Consider the following 20,458-nt stretch of genomic DNA (forward strand, 5'->3'; position numbering starts at 1 on the left):
CGACCGTTCAATCGGGCGACGATGACGGGTGCGATCTTCCTGAGCTTCGTTTTCCGGAAGTTGCGCAACGAGCCAGCCTTCAGGTGTGTGGAAGGAATGGCGTGAGCTCGCTTTCCAGTCGCGGACGATTCAGCAATCCGAGCTTCATCGGAACATCGTAAAGTCGGCCGGGTGCGAAGCGGCGATAGAAATGTCGCAACCCCGGAACGAGCACTCTGACGACGGGCACCTGGACATCGGGCCGCGTCTGGTCGAGCACGAGGAAATCAAATCCCGCGCCGGTGGCAATCTCGATGCAGGCATTGACCTGGTCGCGCGCGTTGTCGTGAACCTTGAGGCTCGGCGCCGACGGCACGATCGGATTGTCGCTGGGGATCAGGAACGGATAATCGTCCAGTCGCAGCGGCGTGACACCGTCCAGCGTCGGCTTCTCGCCACTTCCGCCGCCCATCATGCCAATCGACATGAACTGGGTCAGTTCGGTGAGGGAACGCAGCAGGGCTATGCGGCGATCGAAATGCGAGCCGGAACCGAATTCGATATTTTCGTGTCCGTTCTGCATCCAATGAATGATCGCCACGTAAGAGGGAATGCCGAGATCGCTGGTGATGTCGAGCACCCAAAGCCTGCGCCCCGCATCGGCAAGCTGGGCTTGCAGATCCCGCACATAGGGATCTTCGAATTGCGCGAGGTCGACTTCTGCACGTTGTAGCCGGTTGTACCACCAGATCGCGTAGGCGTCGCGCTCGACCAGTTCGAGGAAGCCTTGAACGATGGCTTCCTCCCGGGTGTTGCCGGCCGCGCATCCGTTGGAATCGGTGTGGAAGCCGCCATAGAAGAAGTACAAGAGGCCCGTTGGAAGATGTTTGAAACGCTTGTCGCGTAACGACCAGACCGGCGACCACTCCGTCTTGGTCGAGGGATCGAGCGGCTCAGGCACCAGATGTGAATCGTCCGGCTGCGAGGTATGTCTGTTTTGAAACTGCGCGTCGCTGAAAAGCTGTACTTCGTTGGGAAGAAGAGCGTCGCCGGGAGCGAAATCGACAAAGCGGCGCTTCGTCCTGATCTCGTCCCCCTGGAAAATACCCGAATAGCGCTCGATCGCCTCCATCAACGCGCTTGCCTCGCCCTGCTCGGCTGTGGAGCCCTTGCCGAAGCTGCCGCCGCTCAATCCGGATCTGAGCTGGTCGACGTTCCAGGCCGGCGCCGAGAAATTGTGGTAGGCGAAAAAGTTCGTGTTCATCGGCAGATCGGCCTCGATCCGCTCGAGCCGCGAGACGACGCCGGTCAGCGGACTGACGTGCTTGCGGAACCGTGCTACGGTGGCTCGCGACGTCACGGCGCGGTAACCGCCGCTGGTCATGACGAGCTTTCCGCCCTCCGCGATCTCGATCGGCGCTGCCGCCCGGCGCGGACTCTGCAGCTTCCTGCTACCGCAGGTACGACACTGCGGGCGTCGCGCGACGTAATGCTTGGCAATGACGGCACCGGTCAGGTCGAAGCTTGCGATGTGATCGCGCAGATCGGTACGAAATCCCGAGGCAATCGCTTTTGCGATTTCAACAGCAGCGAATTGGATGCCGATTTGTCCGACGGCGTCGCCGACCAGGGGCGATACGGCGACCACCTGCGCCGCTCTGCGATCGAGAAATCCCTTGATCTCCCGATTGCGTATCATGCGATCGAACAGGCAAGTCCAGCAGGCGCTCTCGCCCGCCTTGAACACGGGTCCCACCAGCGGAAACACGCCGGACGGCTGCGCCAGCAGCCAGGGCGTCCCATCGCCAAAGCGCTTTCCGTTCAATTCGACGAGCCGCCGGTCAAGATAGTCGTTCACCAGTGTGATCGTGAGCTTGGGCGACCGCTTGGTGATCCGAACACCGAGATTGCTCAAGGCCGCGGCAAGTTCGTTGGCGCCTTTGACATCGATCGCTTCGACCCGCACTGGGCAATCGCGGAGATTCTGTTCTGCGACCTCGGGGGGGAGGCCGAGACTCGCCCAATATCCATCGACGGCGCCTGCGAACGCGTGCGGCGCTCCGCTTACGACATATCGGCGCTCCAGCAGCCGCCTGATCGCTTCCTCGATCTTGTCGGCGGGAAAATTCTTTGAGAGCTGCCGAACGATCTCTGGTGCAGCCTTACCATTTTTGCCGATCGCCGCGGCCACCGCACAATAGAGATCACCATGCAGGAAGAATTTGCGGTTCTCGGAGTAGAGGCAGACCACATCGGGAGGAATCACATAAGCGGTAAAGTTCGGCGCGAATCGCAAAATGCCCTTGCGGCTCTGCCTCGCGGTGCGGCTCTTGCCATTGACTGTCATCGGGGCGGCACGCTGATCCTGTTGCTGTCACTTCCGATCGCCGGCGCGCGGCGAACCATTGGCATTGCGCGACTTGTGCGCCGCGTTCGGCCACCGGCATTCTGCGAGCAATTTGGATCACACTCGCCCACCGTCGGCAAGCTGATCAGCCAGGCGCGGCGAATGTATAACGAAAGCAAAAAATTGGCCGGGTCGTTCGGGCGCCCGGCCAATGAAATCGCGACGTGTCGACGCCCAGTCAGTGAGCGCTAGCACCAGCGGCAGCGGCCCCAGGATGCACAGCAGCCTGCGCATGTGACCAATGGCACGCCTACGCCGATCCAACCAACGCCGCAGCCGCCACATCCACCGCAACCGACACCGCAGCGGCAGCCTCTGCAGGCCCTGCATCCTCCGCAACCCCTGCAGCCTCCGCAACCTCTGGCGCCTCCGCAGCCACGGCAACCACCGCATCCCCGCGCGAGCAGCACGCGGCCTCCGACGCTTTCATCGTCGATGAGATTGAGGTGGAAGGTGGCGAGACTGACGTCGGCGAGTTCTTCCTCACTGAGCGTCGTCATATGGCCCGGCGCGAAGTTCGGCTTGTGTTGAACGTCGTCGGAGGGCACGGCGGAGGCATATGCGCTGCCCGCGAGCGAAAAAGTCAGACCGGCTAATCCCAGCGCCGGTACCGCGGCGTTGGCCGTTCGCTTCTTTCTCGAAGCTTGCTTCGCCCGCTGCATGGCCGCATCCTCCCAGTTTGGAAGAAAGGACTTCCGAAGCACGATCTTACGCCGAGCGAACGAGGCAGACAAGAATTACGGTATACACAAAATGTAATAGAGCTCGTTCTGATTGCATTCATCTTCATGAACGATATCGCGCAATTTGGTCGATTAAATCGACAATCCGCGCCCGTGGAGCGGATTGCAACGGGTGCAATTTGATGCAGTGCGCAATCGTCGGCCCGCTTGAACGGGGAAATTAGCTTGGTCGATCAACTCGGACGCTTCGCCTGGTATGAGTTGCTGACGACGGACATGCCGGCAGCAGCTGATTTTTATGGCAAGGTCATCGGCTGGGCGGTGGAAGATGCGTCGACTCCGGAATTCGCCTATACGCTGCTTACTGCAGGCGACGCCCCGGCAGTTGGACTCATGCATCTCCCGGAAGAGGGGCTGCGATTGGGAGCGAGGCCGAGATGGGTCGGCTACATCGCCGTCGATGACGTGGATGCGAAAGCCGTGCAGATCCGCCGTCGTGGGGGCGCCATTCTGGTAACGCCGACCGCCAGCAATATTGGCCGAATTTCGGTGGTCGCCGATCCGCAAGGAGCGACGTTTGCACTGGTTTCCGGGCTGACATATGGCCAACGGCAACCCAGCGGATTGGACGAGCCTGGACGCGTGGGCTGGCACGAGTTGCTGGCTGAAGACCGGAACAAGATCTTCCCGTTTTACGGCGAGCTTCTTGGCTGGCAGAAGGCTCACGCTGAAACCGGGCCGGCCGACCTGTACGAATTGTTTTCGGCGGCCGGCCAGACGATCGGCGGAATGCTCACCAAACTTCCGAGCGTATCGCAACCCTGCTGGCTCTATTACTTCAATGTCGATGACATCGGTGCGGCTGCCAAGCGCGTTGATGCTGGCGGGGGCCGGGTCCTCCAAGGTCCAATCGAGTTGCCCGACGGTTGCTGGATCTTGCGATGTGCCGATCCCCAAGGGGCTCTATTTGCGCTACAGGGAGCTTGGGATCAGAAAGGCACTGAGCGACCCTCCGCCTCGGAACTCAATTGGTCCGCCAGGTGGGGTGATGTCGCTTCGCAGGGCAAATTGGTCCTTCACAAGACCAAGCGATAGGTCGGAAACGTGTCGACCTTGTCCGCAGCAGAATTATACAGGTATTTAAATTAGGTAGATTGCGCATTTGTATTCTGAATGGTGCACCACGCTTCGCCTTTGCAGGCTTCGCGTGGCGCGGCCGCGAAGCCTGCAAAGGCGAAGCGTGTCCGGCGAAGCTCGAGCAACGCGAAAGCGAAGACGGACTGTTTACAATCACCACACCGCACTGACTCAAGATCGGCAGCCGATCCTAGGCTGGCCGGCTCGACAACGCGTCGCTGTCCGAGAGCACAACCGCGGTGATCAAATTAGCAGCCATTGCGCGGACCAAGCCTGACGTCTTCGGCAGTGTCGCGGCCGCCTGACGGGACGTACCGGCCATATTTTGGCCATAGCCCGTTTCTTAAACGCCTGCGCGGGCCATGCCCCGCCTTCGTTATGCGTCGCCTGACCGATGCGGTCGCTTCGCAAGCCAATCGCAGATCATCGCTGCGCTTCCCCCCACAACATGGATGGTCTGCCAACAGCAAGAAGGACTTTGTAATGCGTAAACTTCTCGCCGCTGTGGCGGTTCTTTTGGCGTTCGCTTCAACTGCCGAAGCCCGCGGCCGTCACCATCACCATCGGCACTCTGCACATTCCGGTCGCCCAGCTGCGTGGTGCGGCTGGTTCATGCGCACCCAGGTCGGCAGCGATCCCGGTCCGCAATTCAATCTGGCCCGATCCTGGGCAAGCTACGGCACCAATGCCGGCGGCCCCTCGGTCGGCACCATCGTGGTTTGGCGTCACCACGTCGGCAAGATCGTGGGTCAGGAGAACGGCCAGTGGATCGTGCAGAGCGGCAACGACGGGCATGCCGTGCGCACGCGGCCGCGCTCGCTGGCTGGCGCCATCGCATTTCGAAATGCCTACGCTTCGTTCTAAAGCGCGATGAGATTGGGTCGAATCGTCATCGCGCTTTGGCCTCTTGTTTGAGCATGATCTTTTTCGGAAGACCGCTGCGCACTTTTCCGGATGATGCTTTAGGGAACCTCGACGCTTCAGCTGACATGCGAGCTTGCGACAGCCGGGCGGTATACGAACCGTTCATGATCGCACCTTACGCTGCAGCAGGGTTTCGCCCTGAAGCCCTCAGACGGGCGCCGTCATCTGTGTTGACCAGATGGCGGCGCCTTTTTCAGGAGCCAATTGGCTTGCCCCAGAAGTCGAAAAAAGTTGCGACGGCCGCTCAGACTGTTTCTTACTGGTCGGCCGCTTACGTCAGTCTCTGCAATGGCGTGACGGTTTTCGCTGTGACCGGCGGCGTGCTCGGGTTTCTGCTGGTCGCCAAGCACTATCTGTGAACTTCAGCGCTTTCCGAGACTCCTCAGATCGCGCAGAACATGTCGACCATGGCGTCGGCATAGGTCGCGATCTCGGCGGGCGTTCGCGGGCTCTCGGAAAAATCCTTGCCCACCGTACTTAGCGTCGTCGTGATCAGATCGCCCGCCGTCGCGCACCGCGCCGGACGCTTTCGGCAACGCCTCGCGCATGAACGCTTCGACGATGCGCTCGCCGGATGCCCGCGCCTCGCGCGCCTCGGGGGCATCGCGATAGAGCGGCGCGGCATCGCTCAGCGCGACGCGTACCGCGGCTTCCTCGCATTCGGAGCGGATGAAGGCGTGCACCAGCGAACGCAGCCGATCCAATGGCGGCCAAGTCGGCGATCAACATTTCCGACGATGCGCTGCTGAAGGAGATGTTCAAGGATTGGGGGACGTTTCAGACCCGGCTGGCGCAAGCCATCGAGAAGAAGTCGCCAAGCGACGTCAGGCAGACGCTCGAGCCCTGGCTGAAGCGCAACAAGGACTTCATGAAACAGCTGCTCGTCGAAACCCAGGGTAAGGTGGAGAAGCTGCGGCCGCCGGAGGCCCGCTAGAGCACAAGGAGCGCAGATCCGCTTCGGCCGGACCCTGCCGCTCAGATCATCGCAGCGACACGTTCGAGGCCAATCAGGCGCGCCAGCGAACGGACCTCGTTCTTCTGATCCTCGCGGAGCTGGAACAGCAGCGGCATCGCCGCCGACTTCAGCTGCTGGACCTCCTCGGAGTCCGGATCGATCGGCATGCTGCCGGATGCGGGATCGCCCTGGCGCTTGGCGTGGATCTTGCGGGCGACGGCGCGCAATGCGGTCTCGACCGCCGGCCAGTAATATTCCTGCGACGACGACAGCTTCAGCCGGTCCTTGATGCCGGCGATCTGGGCGTCGCTCAGCAGCGCGTAGCTCTTCTGCGGCGCCGGCTTGGCCGCAGCCTTGGGCTTCGGCGGCGCCGGGGCGACCGGCGCGGGTTCGGCGATCTTCGGCTGAGCCGCATCGACGGGGTCGGTGATCTTCGGCAGGCCGACATCGGTCGGCTCGACGGAGGCATAGGCCTGGCGCACCGTGTCAGTCGCGCCCGGAATCGCGGCTTGGGCCCGTAACAAGAGCGGAGACGGATTGGCGGGAGGCTCAATCGGCTGGGGCGCCTCAAACGCGGCCGCGGCAAGCGTCGAGACGGCGAGCTTGTCCTGCTTGCTGGCACGATTGGCGACCGGTCCAATGTCGGCCTGCGCCGCCGGCAGGCTGTCACGGCCCAAAATGGCTGTTACCGCGGCGCCTGCGAGGAGGAAGCATGTCAGCGCGGCGAGGGTGATGGCTCTGGTCAAAAACTACTCCATTGCCGGCCGGTGTCACCGCAAACTGCGCGCGAAATGCGGCGGTAGCGTGCCGTGACGGCGCCAAATAGGTGAAATTGTCCCGAAACGGCCGGAAAATCAGGCCGCGACGTCAAGCTCATAGGCTTCCTGGATGTCGGCGACGATCTCATGCGCCGTCCAGAGCGCGCCGGGCTGGACCGTGTGCATGCTGACCGTCCAGTTGGTGCGGCGGGTGCGCGGCGTGCTGACAATGTCGAATTCGACCTGACGGCACAGCGGATGCCGCTGCAGGGCGTAAAACACCCGGGTCCGGAGCTCGTCGAGCGATGCCGGGGTCTTGGAGAGCGCCTCAAAGGCCATGTCGCATTCCCACAAACTGCCGGGCGACCAGCCGTGGCGGCCCGTGACGCTATTGTTGGGACTGGCATGGTTAATGCCGCGTTAAGCGGATGGGCGGGATTTGAGTGCTGCTATTTCGCGAACCAGCGGGCCTTCGGGCACCAGTTGGCGCGAAGGGAACGCGTCAAAGCAGCGACTCTAGAGCCGCACCCGCGCGCTCGCCGCGTCATACTCCGCGATCGTCTGCGCCACGAGTTCGTCGACGCCGAGCACCCCGGTCACCCCTGAGGTGGAATGACCGCCGCTCCAGATATCGCGCCAGCGTTTGGGGCGGCTTTCGCGGGCGCCGATGTCGATGTCCTTGCCGATGTCGATCGCGCCGCGCGCCGGCAGATCGTCGGGATCGAGACCGGCGGCCTCGATCGAGGGCCGCAGCATGTTGGTCTGCAGGCCGGTGAACGCCCTCGTGAGCAGGATGTCGTCGGCGGTGGAAGAGACCAGCATCTGCTTGTACCTGCCGTCCGCCATGCTCTCGCGCGTCGCGATGAACTTGGTGCCCATATAGGCGAGGTCGCAGCCGAGCGCCTCTGCGGCGCGGAGCGCGTGGCCGTCGCTGATGCCGCCGGCAAGCACGATCGGTCCATCGAAGAAGCCGCGCACAGCGCGGACGAACACGAACGGATTGAGCCAGCCGGTCTGGCCGCCTGCACCCGCAGTGAGCAGCACGAGCCCGTCGGCGCCGGCTGCTGCCGCGCGCTCGGCATGGCGGATCGAGGCGACATCGGCGAACACCAGCGCGCCGGCATCGTGCAGAGGGCCAAGCACCGGCGCGGGCGAGCCGACCGAGGTGATCACAAGCTCGGGCTTGTGCCGCAGCAGCACGGCGAGATCCTGGGCCAGCCGCGTATTGGAGCGATGCACGATCAGGTTCGGGCAAATCGGCGCGGCTGCTTGGCCGCTGGCATCGGCATGTGCCTGCAGGCGGCGCGCGATGTCGTCGAGCCAGGCATCGAGCTGTTCCGTCTCACGGCAATTCACCGTCGGAAACGAACCGATCACGCCGTTGCGGCAGGCGGCTACCACCAGCTCGACACCGGAGACCAGGAACATCGGTGCCGCAATCAGCGGCAGCCGGAGGCGATCGCGAAAACGCGCGAGAAGATCGGCGGACAAGTTGTTCCTTCCCATCATCATTGTGTTAGCGTTGCCGCCAACATTGGCACGACAAAAGCCAAAGACAAAGGCGGGAGGGACAACCAGATGAGCAATCCGCTCTATGCATTTCCGGCGGTGTGCGAACAGACCCTGCGGGCGCTGGCGCGCTATCCATCGCGCACCGCCTTCGCATGGCCGGGCGGCTCGCTCACCTATCAGGGCGCGACCGATCTGATCGGACGAATGCAAAGCGTGTTCATGCGGCTCGGCTTTGCGCCCGGCACCCGCGTCGCGCTGCTTACCGCCAACCGCGCCGACAGCTGGTGCGCCGGCGTCGCCGCGCAATTGTCGCGGCTCGCGATTACCTGGCTGCATCCGCTGGGCTCGCTCGACGACCAGCTGTTCCAGATCGAGGATTCCGAAGCGCAGATGCTGATCGTCGACGGCATCACGTTTCGCGATCGCGGCGGCGAGCTCACGGCGAAGGCGCAGGGCCTGAAGACCGTGTTCACGCTCGGCCCGGCGGATTACGGCGCCGACCTGTTGCAGGTGGCCGGGGACGCCGGCAGCGCAAGCGCGAAGAATTTCGCCCGCGCCGACGACATCTCGACCTTGAACTACACCGGCGGCACGACCGGCAAATCCAAGGGCGCGCTGCGCTATCACCGCGAATATGGCGGCTTCGCCGCGGCGATCCTCGCCGATTTCGAGATTCCGGAGACGCCGCGCTACCTCACCGTGGCCCCGATCAGCCATGTCGCGGGCACCAAAGTGCTGCCGACGCTGATGCGCGGCGGCACCGTGCACATGCTGAAAGGGTTCGATCCGGAGGCCGTGTTCACGACCATCGCGCGCGAGAAGATCAACTTCACGCTGTTCGTGCCGACCATGATCTATGTGATGCTGGATCATCCCGCGCTCGACAGGTCCGACCTCTCCTCGCTCGAGCTCCTGCTCTACGGTGCGTCCGCGATGTCGCCGAGCCGGCTGGTCGAGGGTATCGAGCGGATCGGACCGGTGTTCTCCCAGCTTTACGGCCAGACCGAATGCTATCCGGTCTCGGTGCTGCGCAAGGCGGATCATGACCCGAAAACGCCGGACCTGTTCCTGTCCTGCGGCTTCCCGATCGCCGCCTGCCAGGTCAAGATCCTCGATCAGGACGACGAGGAGGTCGCGACCGGCGAGGCCGGCGAGATCTGCGTGCGCGCCACGCATGTGATGGCCGAATACTGGAAGCGGCCCGACATCACGGCGGAGACGCTGAAGAGCGGCTGGCTGCACACCGGCGACATCGCGCGCATGGACGAGCGCGGCTACATGTTCATCCTCGACCGCAAGAAGGACATGATCGTCTCCGGCGGCTTCAATATCTTCCCGCGCGAAGTCGAGGATGTCTTGTCGCAACACGCCGACGTCGCGATGGTCGCCGTGGTCGGCGTGCCCGACGACAAATGGGGCGAGGCCGTCACCGCCGTCGTGGTCGCGCGCGAGGGCGCTGTGCCCGACGCCGACGAGCTGATCGGACTGGTGAAGGCGAAGAAGGGCTCGGCGCACGCGCCGAAGCAGATCCAGTTCGTCAAGGAACTGCCGATGACCGGCGTCGGCAAGGTCGACAAAAAGGTGCTGAAGGCGCGCTTCTGGACCGGCCGCGACCGCATGGTGGGGTAGGATGCTCGCACGACGATTGCTGGTCCCGTCATCCTGAGAGGTTGTGACGCTTTTGCTCCGCCGTCATTGCGAGGAGCGAAGCGACGAAGCAATCCATCTCTCCGACCTGCCGGGCTATGGATTGCTTCGCTTCGCTCGCAATGACGCGGATGGAGCTGTGCGCACCGTCACCCTGAGGCGCGAGCGGAGCGAGCCTCGAAGGATGCACGGCCCCGATGTTTCAGCTTGCGCTATCTCCGCTTGCGGCAGCAGCCGGGCCGGCGCCCTTCGAGACGCCGCTTCGCGGCTCCTCAGGGTGACGGGGACAGAGTGGAAGGCGTGGCGAGACTGTCGGCGCTGGCGGCAGCAGCTTGCTGACCGGTGCCCTGCCCGAGCAACTGATCGAGTCGGTCGCGCAGCTGATCCTGGTGGTAGGGCTTGGCCAGCCGCGGCAGGTCGACCTGGGTGCCGTCGGGCAGTTCGGCATAGCCGGTGGCGAGCAGCACCAGAAGCTGCGGCCGCACCTTGCGCGCAGCGGCGGCGAGTTCGATGCCGGTCATGCCGGGCATCACGTGATCGGTCATCATCAGGTCGATCTCCTGGTCGCTCCTGAGGATTTCGAGCGCCTGCGGTCCGGAATTGACGCCGATCACGCGGTGACCAAGGTCCTCCAGCATTTCCATGGTGGACATCGCGATCAACGGATCATCGTCAACCAGCAGGATCACCGCCGAGCGCTTGACCGTTTGCGCTGCAGGCGCCGGGCTCTCGACTTCAGGCACCGCCGTTGCAACCGGCAGCACCAGTGCAGCCGTGGTGCCCTTGCCGACCGCGCTCGACAGCTCCAGCTCGCCGCCGAGCTGCACGGCGAGCCCATGCACCATCGACAGGCCGAGCCCGGTGCCCTTGCCCACCGGCTTCGACGAGAAGAACGGCTCGATCGCGCGCTTCAGCACGTCCGGCGACATGCCGGTGCCGCTGTCGATCACCGAGAGCTTTAAATAGTCGCCAGGCTGCAGCGCCGGATCATTCTTCGCCTGCCAGGTCGCGAGGCGGATCTCGATCACGCCGCCATCCGGCATCGCGTCGCGCGCATTGATCGCAAGGTTGAGGACCGCAAGCTCAAGCTGGTTGCTGTCGACGCAGGCGAGCGGCAGCCCCTCGGGAATGTCGAGCCGCAACATGATGCGCGGTCCGAGCGAGCGCTCGAGCAGATTGCTCATATCGCGCACCAGCGCGCCGAGATCGACCGGCACCGCGCGCAGATCCTGCTGCCGCGCGAATGCCAGCAGCCGCTGCGTCAACGACGCGCCGCGCTCGGCGCCCTGCAATGCGCCGTCGACCAGCCGACGCAGGCGTGGGTCCTCCGGCAAGCGCTTGCGCAGCAGATCGAGATTGCCCATCACCGCCATCAGCAGATTGTTGAAGTCGTGCGCGACGCCGCCGGTGAGCTGGCCGATCGCCTCCATCTTCTGGGCATGGCGGAGCTGTTCCTGCGCCCGCTCGCGCGCCGCGACCTCCTTCATCAGGTCGGCGGTGCGCTGCTCGACCCGCTGCTCGAGCGTCGCGGTGAGTTCGGCGAGTGCGGTGCGCTCGGCGGCAAGCTGCGCCAGCAATGCCTCGCGCTCGATCTCCGCGGTCTTGCGTGCGCTGATGTCGGAGCAAACGCCGACCAGCGAGCGGATGCCGCCGTCGGGCCGACGCACCGCACGCGCGCGCACGTCAACCCAGTGCTCGGTGCCGTCGGGCCAGATGTTGCGGTATTCGATCTGATAATCCGAGCCGGTGCGCAACGTTTGTTCGACGATCTCGCTCCGGCGCGCGCGGTCGTCGGGATGCACCGCGTCCAGGAGATCCTGATAGGTGAAGGGATCGCCCGGCCTGCGCCCGAAATAGGTCTTGCAGGTCGGCGACGCCTCGAGCTCGAAATCCGGCAGATGAAGCTCGAGCGCGCCGAGATGACCGGCATTGAGCGCGGTCTGCAGCAGACCTTCGCTCTCGGTCAGATCCTCGAGGATCTGACGGGTCTGGTATTGGCGGCGGCGGCCGCGCACCGTCGCGGCGACCAGGCTTACCAGCGTGGTCGGATGAAACGGCCGCTCGATGAAGGTGACATTGCCGAGCGCCCGGCCGAGCCGCGCTGCTTCGGGATTGCGCTCGGGTCCCCCCTTCTCGCTGATCAGCACGATAGGAAAGTCCGACCATGACGGCTGCTCGTTCAGCCAGTGCGTCAGGCCGGCGAGATCGGCGGCCCTGATCACCTCGTCGGCAATGATGGCAAGGCCCGCCCCGCTTGCGATCTGGCGTTCGAGCTCGGCGAGATCACCGCAGATGTTGGCGTAATAGCCGGCTTCCTTGATCAGGTGAGCAGTCTTGACGGCGTCCCGCTCGCTCGCGGCGAGGATGACCGCGCGTTCCGAGGACGGACCAGGCTTCATCGCGTCTGTCCCCGCGGCGGCCGGGCGTCGACACCGTCCGGCACGTCACACAACCGCCGGACGGCCATGGCCACGATGCCGGCGGCGGGATCAATACGCATCATGGGACCCCCTAACGGGAGCGAAACTCGCACGTGCGCCCAACCGTTCCCGGGAAGCCGAGTTATTTTTGCCGCAGGGGCAGCCGGTTGGCGCGGCTCCCGCACCGCGAATCGGTGAAACAACCCCATGCACAGTACGTGATCGGTCTTCGCCAGCCCCTGAAACGGGGGAAGGTCGGGATTGGGGTCAGCTGATCCCCACCCGCTTTGCTCTGGCGAGCAAAGCCACCTCCCCTTTTTCGAGGGGAGATGGAAGAAGCGCAGCGCGTCCTAGCGCCGCTCGATGACCAGGCTCTGGACCGCCTGGCCGAAATAGCCGCGCTGATCGGCGAGCCGCGACATTGCAAGCCCGGCGCCGTCGGGCCCGATCCAGGACTGGCCGTCGAGCAGGATCCAGTCGCCGACCGGCTCGCGCGCCAGGCTCACCGAGAGATCAGCGTTGATGAAGGTCCATTGGCTGAAATCGAGCGCCGGCGAGGTGCCGTTGGAGAAGTCCGAGGCAACCACTGCCCGCATCGCCTGCGAGACGGCGGCGCCCGCAATCAGCGGGCGGTCGACGCGGAACCATATCGCGCCAGGTCCCGTCACGCCGAAGCGGCCGCGCGCGGCCCGCATCGAGATGCATTTCACGAACGGACTGTTCGCAAGATTGCCCGGCTCGATCATACTTTCGTCGGGGCCCGGCAGATCGACGGCAAGCGCTGTGATGTCAGGCGGCAATTCGGCCGTCTGTTGCTTGATCTTGAGCACGGTGGCCGAAACCACGAGAACGCCGTCGGCAAGCAGCCTGACGCCACAGAGCTGGATCTTGCGGCCGTCGCGCAGGATCTCGCTCGAGACCGTCAGCGGCGCCACCGGCACCGGGCGCATCAGGTCGATGGTGACGCGCGCGATCCGCATCGGCACCGGCGTCGGAAGGGCTTCGGCCGCCCACACCACCAGCGCTGCCGGTGCGGAGCCATGCTGCATCCGCGGATCCCACGGACCCGCGGCGTCGGGACTGGTGACGACGCGGTCGCCGTCGACGCGAAAGATCGGTTCCATCACAGCATGATCCGGAAAAGTGGGACGCAGTTTTCCCCGCGACAAACGCGAAGCGTTTGCGCGTGGATCATGCTGAAATGAAGAGCTGAAGCGCGATGATGATTCATCATGATCTCATCGCGCTTCAGGCAAGCGCCGGATCGACGGCTTCGTCGTACTCCTTCTTGAACCGGCCAATCAGCTCGGCCGCGGGCACCACCTTGGAGATGCTGCCGACGCCCTGGCCGGAGCCCCAGATCTCTTTCCACGCCTTCGGCTTGGCGCGCTCGCCGGATGCATCGGTGCCGAAGCTCATCTTGGAGGGATCGGAGATCGGCAGGTTTTCCGGATCCATGCCGGCCGCGACGATCGACGGCTTCAAATAATTGCCGTGCACGCCGGTGAACAGGTTGGAGTAGACGATGTCCTCGGCGGACGAATTGGTGATCATGTCCTTATAGCCCTCGACCGCGTTTGCCTCCTTGGTCGCGATGAAGGCGGAGCCGATATAGGCGAAGTCGGCGCCGATGATGCGCGCGGCGCGGATGGCGCGGCCGTTGGAAATGGTGCCCGACAGCGCGATCGGCCCGTCGAACCATTGCCGCGTCTCCGCTACGAACGGGAACGGCGACAGCGTGCCGGCATGACCGCCGGCGCCGGCCGCGACCAGGATCAGGCCGTCGGCGCCCTTCTCGATCGCCTTGTGCGCGAACTTCTGGTTGATCACGTCGTGGAAGACGATGCCGCCCCAGCCGTGGACGGCCTGGTTGAGCTCCTCGCGCGCGCCGAGCGAGGAGATGATCATCGGCACCTTGTGCTTCTCGCAAAGCGCCATGTCGTGATCGAGCCGGTTGTTCGACTTGTGCACGATCTGGTTCACCGCGAACGGCGCCGACGGCCGTTCCGGATGCGCCTTGTCATAGGCGGCGAGCTCTTCCTTGATCCGGTACAGCCATTCGTCGAGCAACTCCGGCGGCCGCGCGTTCAACGCCGGAAACGAGCCGACCACGCCGGCCTTGCACTGCGCGATAACGAGGTCGGGCACGGAGATGATGAACAGCGGCGCCCCGATCACGGGAAGAGACAGGCGGCCCTTGAACAGAGCAGGCATGGACATTTGAAGCGGATCCTCAAGCGTTGGTCGTTGATTGGTCTCGAATGCTGACCGTCATACCAACAAGGCAATCTTTCCAGTGTCAAGTATTGCGTTTTGGCGCTGCAAAAAAGATGACAAATCCTCATCCTGAAACCGTGTTTTCGCGGGCGCCTGGCATCCCAGACGCAAAGCCTGGCCGCCGCTATTGGCAGACCGCCCGTGTCACGAAATTTTCCGTCCTGCAGTCGTTCGGGCCGCGCTTGTGGCCCGGCAGATAGACCAGCGGCGAGCATTTCTCGGAGGCGTCGGTATCGATGCCCTTACCTTCCCGAAACCCCTTGCTCTGGCACAGCCGGTCGGCGCCGATCTTGCAGTCCGGCGCACCGTTCGAGGCCACCACGCAGGCCGCGCGTCCGGTCACCACCGTCGAGGGGCGCGCGATGTTCGACAAATCGTTGATGGTCTCGCCGGGGCTCTTCAGCGGCGGCAGCGCCGATTTCGACTTCTCGAACAGCTTTCCGATTTCGTTGATCAGCCCGGGATTCTCGCGCTCGACCGGCGCCGGCGGCAGCTCGATCTGTTGCTGCTGGGATTCAACGGGCTGCGGCGACGGCGACTGCACGCCGAGCGCGGGCGGCGCGGATTGCGCCCATCCTCCGTCGACCGCAGGCAGCGCCATCGACAGTGCAAGGCCCGCCATCGCAACGCGCGCCCTGGCGGGATTGAGTCTCGCAGGATTCACCGGTCGTCGATTCCATCGGCCATCGCAGCGAGCGTAGTCCGAAGCCGTCCGTGGACAAAGACGCGAACGACTAGAACTTTGGTCAGATCAGCTTGAATGCGACGACAAAGCCCAGCACCAGCACGATCGCGCCGATCGCGACCCACAGGCCGAGCCGCTTCTCGAGTTCGGCGCGGATGAAATCGCCATAGCGGTTGAGCAGCACCGCGACGAAGAAGAAGCGGCCGCCGCGCGCGACGATCGAGCACAGGATGAACAGCCAGATGTTGTAGCCGGCAAAGCCCGAGGTGATCGTCACGAGCTTGTAGGGGATCGGCGTCAGTCCCTTCAGCAGGATGATCACGGCGCCCCATTCGGCGTAGGAGGCGCGGAACGCGTCGACCTTGTCGGAGAGACCGTAGAGATGGATGAGCCACTGCCCGAGCGAGTCGTAGAGCAGTGCGCCGATCGCGTAACCGAGCACGCCGCCGGCAACCGACGCCACCGTGCAGACCGCGGCGAACCACCACGCGCGCTTCGGCCGCGCCAGCGACATCGGCAGCAGCATGATGTCGGGAGGGATCGGGAAGAAGGAGCTCTCGGCGAAGGCGACGGCCGCGAGAATCCACAGCGCATAGGGCTTGTCGGCCGCCTCGACGCACCAGTCGTAAGTCCGTTTCAACATGGGCGCGATGAACCATCATGGAGCGGATTTGTCCATGCCGGGATTGAGCTGAAATTTGGTTGATTTACGGCTACCGTTTGCGCAGCCGGTTCTCCAGCGCGACAATTCGGCGCCGAACCACCGGGACCGGCCCCGGTTTGGGCAGCTTGACCGGCGACTTCGGCAGCTTCTCGGCGATCCCGAGCAGCCGTTCGCGCCGCTCCATCTCGCGCCAGACATCCTCCGGCTTCACGCCGGCCGACGCCCAGAGAACGGCGAGGTTGTAGAACAGGTCGGCGCTTTCGCGAATGACGGCATCCGACTTGCCGCTGACGGCGTCGATCACCACTTCGATCGCTTCCTCGGCGAGCTTCTTGGCCATCTTGGCCGGCCCGCGCTGGAACAGCCGTGCCGTGCGCGACGTAGCCGGATCAAGCTCCTTGGCCGCGATCACCGCTTGGTAAAGCCGCTCGATCGAATCACTCATGCTTCGAGCCTAATCGAAACGCGTCGCCAGCGTGTTAACGGCGACGACGAAAAAATCCACCGGGCCGCGGCCGGTGGATTGGATGCTTTGTGACAGTTCTGAGAACCGCCGACGGCCGTCAGTACGGCTGATACGGCAGTTGCGACCGCCGCCCGTAATAGCCGCGGTAACCATAGTACGGTCCGCCGCCGTAATAGACCGGGCCGCCACCATAGTAGACGGGACCACCGTAGTAGCCCGGGCCACCATAGTAGCCGTAGGAGTCGTAATAGTCGCGACGGCTCTGGGCTGCGGCGATCGCGAGGCCCGTGCCGACGATCCCGGCGAACGCAGCCGCAGCCGCTGCGCCACCGCCGCCATAGTAGCGACGGCGGGCACTGATGTCGGTCGCGCCGCTCGTGCCTTGTGACGTCGTCACAGCGGTCGCCTTGCCTGCCGAAGCGGAGCCTGCGAACGCCATCGTCGGCTCGACGGCCGTCAACGTCACTGCAGCAACCGTTGCCAATGTGGCTGCGCGGCCAATGGACGAAAAAACACCTTTTCGCGCAAACATTGCAGTCATCCTTTGTGGAAGCTGGCCCGACGGGCCTTGGTTAGCTAACCCACTGCCTCCAGATTAGGTTCCCCAAACCGAATGCAAGCTGAACGACCTGAGGTGAAAACATGGCAAGCCGAAGCCTGGCAGTCATCGACCGTTCACCTTGCCTGGGGCAAAATGCCTGCAAATAACGCTTGAAATTGACGCTTGCTCTGGCGCATTCGATGTCATGAAGCAGGCGCGCCGGCGCGGCACTTTGTCTCGCCTCCCGGATGTCATGATGCAGGTAAGTCGGACCACCGTTCTCCGCTGGATGCTGGCCGGCATGATCGGCCTCGCAGGAGGCGTGTGGCCGGCGCTGACGCCGCTGCGCGCCAGCGATCCGCCGCCGCCGCTCACCATCCAGTTCACGCTCGACCGTCCGCTTGATGCCGCCGCAGCGCCATTTGTGATGGCGTTATCCGGCGGCCTGTTCAGCGCCGAGGGCCTCAGCGTCGGCACCAACGTCGCGACCAGCTCGGCGGATGCCATCGCGCGCGTCGCCGACGGCTCGAGCGATTTCGCCCTCGTCGACATCAACTCGCTGATCCGCTTTCGCGACGAGCCCGGTGCTGCGCCGGTCAAGGCGGTGTTCGTGCTGTTCAACCAGGCGCCTTATGCGATCATCGCGCGCAAGAGCCGCGGCATCAGGACGCTGACCGACATGCAGGGCAAGAGCCTCGGCGTCGCCGAGGGCGACCTCTCGATCCGGCTATGGCCCGCGGTCGCGAAGCAGAACGGCATCAAGCTGTCGAGCGTGAAGCAGAGCACGATCAGCGCCGCGGTGCGCGAGCCGATGCTCTCCGCCGGCCAGGTCGATGCCGTCACCGGCTTCTCCTATCTCTCGGCGATCAATTTGCGCGATCGCGGCGTGCCCGCCGACGATCTCGCGGTGCTGCGCTTCGCCGACTATGGCTGCGAGGCCTACGGCTTTGCCGTGATCGTCAGCCCGCGCCTTGCCGCCGCGAAGCCGGATGCGGTGAAAGGATTCGTGCGCGCGGCAATCCGCGGCACCAACCTCGCGATCAAGGATCCGGCCCGCGCCGCCGGCGAGGTCGCGAGCCGCATGGATGGCGGCTCGCGCGATCTGGAGCTGGAGCGGCTGAACGCCATCATCCGCGACAACATCCTGACCAGCGAGGTGAAGCGCGACGGCATCGGCGGCATCGAAGCGGAGCGCTTCGAGCGCTCGGTCGACCAGCTCGCGGAGGACTTCAAATTCCAGAAGCGGCCGCACGCCGCCGACATCTTCGACGAGGCTTTCCTGCCGCCGATCGACGGCCGGCTGGTGAATTGACGGCTCCGCTCTGCTCGTCATGCCCGGGCTTGACCCGGGCATCCACGTCTTCGATGACCGCCTGCAAGAAAGGCATGGATGGCCGGGTCAAGCCCGGCCATGACGGAGTGCGATGCACCGCCGGCCGCTGGCCCTGCATCGCGAACACTGATTAAATTGCATTCTCGCCTGATCGGGCGCCCACCGCTGACGAGTGCCGCCGGCATGTCCATGCTTCGCCTCTATACCCGCGTCCTCGAACTGCTCGGCAAGGAGGCGCGGCTCGGCTGGATCCTGGCCATCGCCAACGTGCTACTCGCCGGCGCGCAATTCGCCGAGCCGGTGCTGTTCGGCAAGATCGTCGACGTGCTGTCGGGCCGGCCGGTCACCGGGCTGTTCGCGACCTCCTCGGCATGGCCGCTGCTCGTCGCCTGGGCGGTGTTCGGCCTGTTCACGATCGGCTGCAGCGCGATCGTGGCGCTGCAGGCCGACCGGCTGGCGCACCGCCAGCGCCAGGCGGTGCTGACCGATTATTTCGAGCACATCCTGCAGCTGCCGCTGACCTTCCATTCCGGCACCCATTCCGGGCGGCTGATGAAGGTGATGCTGAACGGCACCGACGCGCTGTGGCGGCTCTGGCTCGGCTTCTTCCGCGAGCATTTCGCCGCGATCATGTCGCTGATCGTGCTGCTACCGCTTTCGCTCTACATCAACTGGCGGCTGGCGATCCTGCTGTTCGGGCTCTGCGTCGTGTTCACCGTGCTGACCACGCTGGTGGTGCGCAAGACCTACGGAATGCAGAGCGAGGTCGAGGCCTATTACAGCGACCTCTCGGCACGCGCCTCGGACGCGCTCGGCAATGTCGCGCTGGTGCAGAGCTTCGTGCGGATCGATTCCGAGGTGCAGGGCCTGCGCTACGTCGCCGACAAGCTGCTCGCGGTGCAGATGCCGGTGCTGTCATGGTGGGCGCTGGTCACCGTGATCACACGCGCCTCGACCACGATCACGGTGCTCGCGATCTTCACCGTCGGCATCGCGCTGCATAACCAGGACCTCACCACGGTCGGCGAGATCGTGATGTTCGTCTCGTTCGCCACCATGCTGATCCAGAAGCTCGAGCAGGTGGTCAGCTTCATCAACAACGTGTTCATGGAAGCGCCGCGCCTGCAGGAGTTCTTCGACGTGCTCGACGCGGTGCCGGCGGTGCGCGACCGGCCCGGCGCGGTCGATCCCGGACGGCTGTCCGGCCTCGTCGAGTTCGACGACGTCTCGTTCTCCTATGACGGCAAGCGGCCGGCGATCGAGGATCTCAGCTTCACCGCCCTGCCGGGCCAGACCATCGCGCTGGTCGGCTCGACCGGCGCCGGCAAGTCCACCGCGATCGCGCTGCTGCATCGCGCGTTCGATCCGCAATCGGGCATCATCAGGATCGACGGTATGGACATACGCGCACTGAAGCTGACGGCGCTGCGGCGAAACATCGGCGTGGTGTTCCAGGAGGCGCTGCTGTTCAACCGCTCGCTCGCCGACAATCTGCGCGTCGGCAAGCCCGACGCCACCGATGAGGAGCTGCGCACCGCCGCGGCGCGCGCGCAGGCGCTGGATTTCATCGAGCGCAGCGAAAAGAAGTTCGATACCCATGCCGGCGAACGCGGCCGCATGCTGTCCGGCGGCGAACGCCAGCGGCTGTCGATCGCGCGTGCGCTGCTGAAGGATCCGCCGATCCTGATCCTCGACGAGGCCACCAGCGCCCTCGACGCCGTCACCGAGGCCAAGGTGAATGCCGCTCTCGACGAAGTGATGAAGGGCCGTACCACCTTCGTGATCGCGCACCGCCTGTCCACCATCCGCCACGCCACCCGCATCCTGCTGTTCGACCAGGGGCGGGTGATCGAAAGCGGAACTTTCGATGAACTGGTGGCGAAAGGCGGGCGTTTTGCCGAGCTGGCGCGGGCCCAGTTCATGGTCCAGGAACAGGCGCGCGCCGGCATCGAGACACCATAATTCCCGCCTTTCCAATTGAGGCGGCTGCCGAAATTCAGCCGATTTCGTCCACGATATAATTCCCCAGCCTCTGTTCTCTGCTGGCAAGCCGGTATAGGGTTTGCATCG

19 protein-coding genes and 1 pseudogene are annotated in these 20,458 nt (G+C 64.3%); 8 read left to right on the forward strand and 12 right to left on the reverse strand.

All coding sequences use genetic code 11. The features are described from left to right. Positions 1-79 precede the first annotated feature (79 nt). A complete protein-coding gene (locus ACVWZM_RS12945) occupies positions 80-2,275 on the reverse strand; it encodes a TOMM precursor leader peptide-binding protein (RefSeq protein ID WP_456856691.1) in 2,196 nt (731 codons plus the stop codon). Here ACVWZM_RS12945 and ACVWZM_RS12950 point away from each other — a divergent pair. The 4 genes from ACVWZM_RS12950 (at position 2,189) to ACVWZM_RS12965 (ending at position 5,489) form a co-directional block, all read left to right on the forward strand. After that, a complete protein-coding gene (locus ACVWZM_RS12950) occupies positions 2,189-2,578 on the forward strand; it encodes a hypothetical protein (protein ID WP_229190279.1) in 390 nt (129 codons plus the stop codon). The genes ACVWZM_RS12945 and ACVWZM_RS12950 overlap by 87 nt on opposite strands. Before the next feature lie 716 nt (positions 2,579-3,294). Beyond that, positions 3,295-4,164: a VOC family protein gene (locus ACVWZM_RS12955; protein ID WP_310882952.1), complete on the forward strand. Its 870-nt coding sequence runs from the start codon at positions 3,295-3,297 to the stop codon at positions 4,162-4,164. A 654-nt stretch (positions 4,165-4,818) separates the two neighbouring features. Then, the gene (locus ACVWZM_RS12960; protein ID WP_057016389.1) at positions 4,819-5,070 is read left to right on the forward strand and encodes a C40 family peptidase; all 252 of its coding nucleotides are present in this window, start codon (positions 4,819-4,821) and stop codon (positions 5,068-5,070) included. Between the two features lie 164 nt (positions 5,071-5,234). Continuing rightward, the gene (locus tag ACVWZM_RS12965; RefSeq protein ID WP_141340215.1) at positions 5,235-5,489 is read left to right on the forward strand and encodes a hypothetical protein; all 255 of its coding nucleotides are present in this window, start codon (positions 5,235-5,237) and stop codon (positions 5,487-5,489) included. A 23-nt stretch (positions 5,490-5,512) separates the two neighbouring features. Here ACVWZM_RS12965 and ACVWZM_RS12970 read toward each other — a convergent pair. Continuing rightward, a pseudogene (locus tag ACVWZM_RS12970) lies at positions 5,513-5,840 on the reverse strand (TetR/AcrR family transcriptional regulator); the annotation flags it as partial. Between ACVWZM_RS12970 and ACVWZM_RS12975 the strand changes: the two are divergent. Next, positions 5,834-6,064, forward strand: a complete 231-nt coding sequence (locus ACVWZM_RS12975) for a hypothetical protein (RefSeq protein WP_456783405.1) — start codon at positions 5,834-5,836, stop codon at positions 6,062-6,064. The pseudogene ACVWZM_RS12970 and the gene ACVWZM_RS12975 sit on opposite strands and share 7 nt — an antisense overlap. A 41-nt stretch (positions 6,065-6,105) precedes the next feature. Here ACVWZM_RS12975 and ACVWZM_RS12980 read toward each other — a convergent pair whose 3' ends face one another. From ACVWZM_RS12980 to ACVWZM_RS12990, 3 genes are all read right to left on the reverse strand, one after another. Continuing rightward, positions 6,106-6,831 carry a hypothetical protein gene (locus tag ACVWZM_RS12980; RefSeq protein ID WP_057016392.1) on the reverse strand — a complete coding sequence of 242 codons (726 nt, stop codon included), beginning with the start codon at positions 6,829-6,831 and terminating at the stop codon, positions 6,106-6,108. Positions 6,832-6,939: 108 nt separating this feature from the next. Continuing rightward, on the reverse strand, positions 6,940-7,182 hold the full coding sequence (locus tag ACVWZM_RS12985; protein ID WP_076825188.1) for a hypothetical protein: 243 nt from the start codon (positions 7,180-7,182) through the stop codon (positions 6,940-6,942). A 177-nt stretch (positions 7,183-7,359) separates the two neighbouring features. Then, positions 7,360-8,355, reverse strand: a complete 996-nt coding sequence (locus ACVWZM_RS12990; protein WP_456853420.1) for an NAD(P)H-dependent flavin oxidoreductase — start codon at positions 8,353-8,355, stop codon at positions 7,360-7,362. Positions 8,356-8,421: 66 nt separating this feature from the next. Here ACVWZM_RS12990 and ACVWZM_RS12995 point away from each other — a divergent pair, with 66 nt between their 5' ends. After that, positions 8,422-9,984, forward strand: coding sequence for an AMP-binding protein (locus ACVWZM_RS12995; protein WP_057016394.1), 1,563 nt, complete (start codon positions 8,422-8,424; stop codon positions 9,982-9,984). A gap of 290 nt (positions 9,985-10,274) precedes the next feature. Here ACVWZM_RS12995 and ACVWZM_RS13000 read toward each other — a convergent pair whose 3' ends face one another. From ACVWZM_RS13000 to ACVWZM_RS13030, 7 genes are all read right to left on the reverse strand, one after another. Then, the gene (locus tag ACVWZM_RS13000) at positions 10,275-12,401 is read right to left on the reverse strand and encodes an ATP-binding protein (RefSeq protein ID WP_456853422.1); all 2,127 of its coding nucleotides are present in this window, start codon (positions 12,399-12,401) and stop codon (positions 10,275-10,277) included. A 371-nt stretch (positions 12,402-12,772) separates the two neighbouring features. Continuing rightward, a complete protein-coding gene (locus tag ACVWZM_RS13005; RefSeq protein ID WP_076825194.1) occupies positions 12,773-13,546 on the reverse strand; it encodes a thioesterase family protein in 774 nt (257 codons plus the stop codon). Between the two features lie 124 nt (positions 13,547-13,670). Next, positions 13,671-14,642, reverse strand: a complete 972-nt coding sequence (locus ACVWZM_RS13010; RefSeq protein ID WP_057016396.1) for an NAD(P)H-dependent flavin oxidoreductase — start codon at positions 14,640-14,642, stop codon at positions 13,671-13,673. 181 nt (positions 14,643-14,823) lie between these two features. Continuing rightward, complete coding sequence (locus tag ACVWZM_RS13015; protein WP_375166527.1) at positions 14,824-15,363, reverse strand: hypothetical protein; 540 nt, start codon at positions 15,361-15,363, stop codon at positions 14,824-14,826. 82 nt (positions 15,364-15,445) lie between these two features. After that, complete coding sequence (locus tag ACVWZM_RS13020; RefSeq protein WP_028334775.1) at positions 15,446-16,027, reverse strand: YqaA family protein; 582 nt, start codon at positions 16,025-16,027, stop codon at positions 15,446-15,448. A gap of 70 nt (positions 16,028-16,097) precedes the next feature. After that, on the reverse strand, positions 16,098-16,493 hold the full coding sequence (gene hisE / locus ACVWZM_RS13025) for a phosphoribosyl-ATP diphosphatase (RefSeq protein WP_229190266.1): 396 nt from the start codon (positions 16,491-16,493) through the stop codon (positions 16,098-16,100). Positions 16,494-16,611: 118 nt separating this feature from the next. Then, complete coding sequence (locus ACVWZM_RS13030; RefSeq protein WP_229190265.1) at positions 16,612-17,046, reverse strand: hypothetical protein; 435 nt, start codon at positions 17,044-17,046, stop codon at positions 16,612-16,614. A gap of 265 nt (positions 17,047-17,311) precedes the next feature. On the opposite strand from ACVWZM_RS13030, the gene ACVWZM_RS13035 reads away from it, so the two are divergent. Beyond that, positions 17,312-18,367 (forward strand): ABC transporter substrate-binding protein, encoded by a 1,056-nt coding sequence (locus ACVWZM_RS13035; RefSeq protein WP_057016434.1) that lies wholly within the window; start codon positions 17,312-17,314, stop codon positions 18,365-18,367. Between the two features lie 204 nt (positions 18,368-18,571). Next, positions 18,572-20,350 carry a glucan ABC transporter ATP-binding protein/ permease gene (locus ACVWZM_RS13040; protein ID WP_316395922.1) on the forward strand — a complete coding sequence of 593 codons (1,779 nt, stop codon included), beginning with the start codon at positions 18,572-18,574 and terminating at the stop codon, positions 20,348-20,350. The last annotated feature ends 108 nt before the right edge of the window (positions 20,351-20,458 follow it).

The organism is Bradyrhizobium sp. USDA 4501, from assembly GCF_054062115.1.

Excerpts from the sequence above, each read along its gene's own strand:
- ACVWZM_RS12950 (WP_229190279.1), top strand. The coding sequence starts at position 2,189 with ATGCAGGAAGAATTTGCGGTTCTCGGAGTAGAGGCAGACCACATCGGG.
- ACVWZM_RS12960 (WP_057016389.1), top strand. The coding sequence starts at position 4,819 with ATGCGCACCCAGGTCGGCAGCGATCCCGGTCCGCAATTCAATCTGGCC.
- ACVWZM_RS12965 (WP_141340215.1), top strand. The coding sequence starts at position 5,235 with ATGATCGCACCTTACGCTGCAGCAGGGTTTCGCCCTGAAGCCCTCAGA.
- ACVWZM_RS12975 (WP_456783405.1), top strand. The coding sequence starts at position 5,834 with ATGGCGGCCAAGTCGGCGATCAACATTTCCGACGATGCGCTGCTGAAG.
- ACVWZM_RS12985 (WP_076825188.1), bottom strand. The coding sequence starts at position 7,182 with ATGGCCTTTGAGGCGCTCTCCAAGACCCCGGCATCGCTCGACGAGCTC.
- ACVWZM_RS12990 (WP_456853420.1), bottom strand. The coding sequence starts at position 8,355 with ATGATGATGGGAAGGAACAACTTGTCCGCCGATCTTCTCGCGCGTTTT.
- ACVWZM_RS12995 (WP_057016394.1), top strand. The coding sequence starts at position 8,422 with ATGAGCAATCCGCTCTATGCATTTCCGGCGGTGTGCGAACAGACCCTG.
- ACVWZM_RS13000 (WP_456853422.1), bottom strand. The coding sequence starts at position 12,401 with ATGAAGCCTGGTCCGTCCTCGGAACGCGCGGTCATCCTCGCCGCGAGC.
- ACVWZM_RS13005 (WP_076825194.1), bottom strand. The coding sequence starts at position 13,546 with ATGGAACCGATCTTTCGCGTCGACGGCGACCGCGTCGTCACCAGTCCC.
- ACVWZM_RS13010 (WP_057016396.1), bottom strand. The coding sequence starts at position 14,642 with ATGTCCATGCCTGCTCTGTTCAAGGGCCGCCTGTCTCTTCCCGTGATC.
- ACVWZM_RS13020 (WP_028334775.1), bottom strand. The coding sequence starts at position 16,027 with ATGTTGAAACGGACTTACGACTGGTGCGTCGAGGCGGCCGACAAGCCC.
- hisE (WP_229190266.1), bottom strand. The coding sequence starts at position 16,493 with ATGAGTGATTCGATCGAGCGGCTTTACCAAGCGGTGATCGCGGCCAAG.
- ACVWZM_RS13030 (WP_229190265.1), bottom strand. The coding sequence starts at position 17,046 with ATGTTTGCGCGAAAAGGTGTTTTTTCGTCCATTGGCCGCGCAGCCACA.
- ACVWZM_RS13035 (WP_057016434.1), top strand. The coding sequence starts at position 17,312 with ATGCAGGTAAGTCGGACCACCGTTCTCCGCTGGATGCTGGCCGGCATG.
- ACVWZM_RS13040 (WP_316395922.1), top strand. The coding sequence starts at position 18,572 with ATGTCCATGCTTCGCCTCTATACCCGCGTCCTCGAACTGCTCGGCAAG.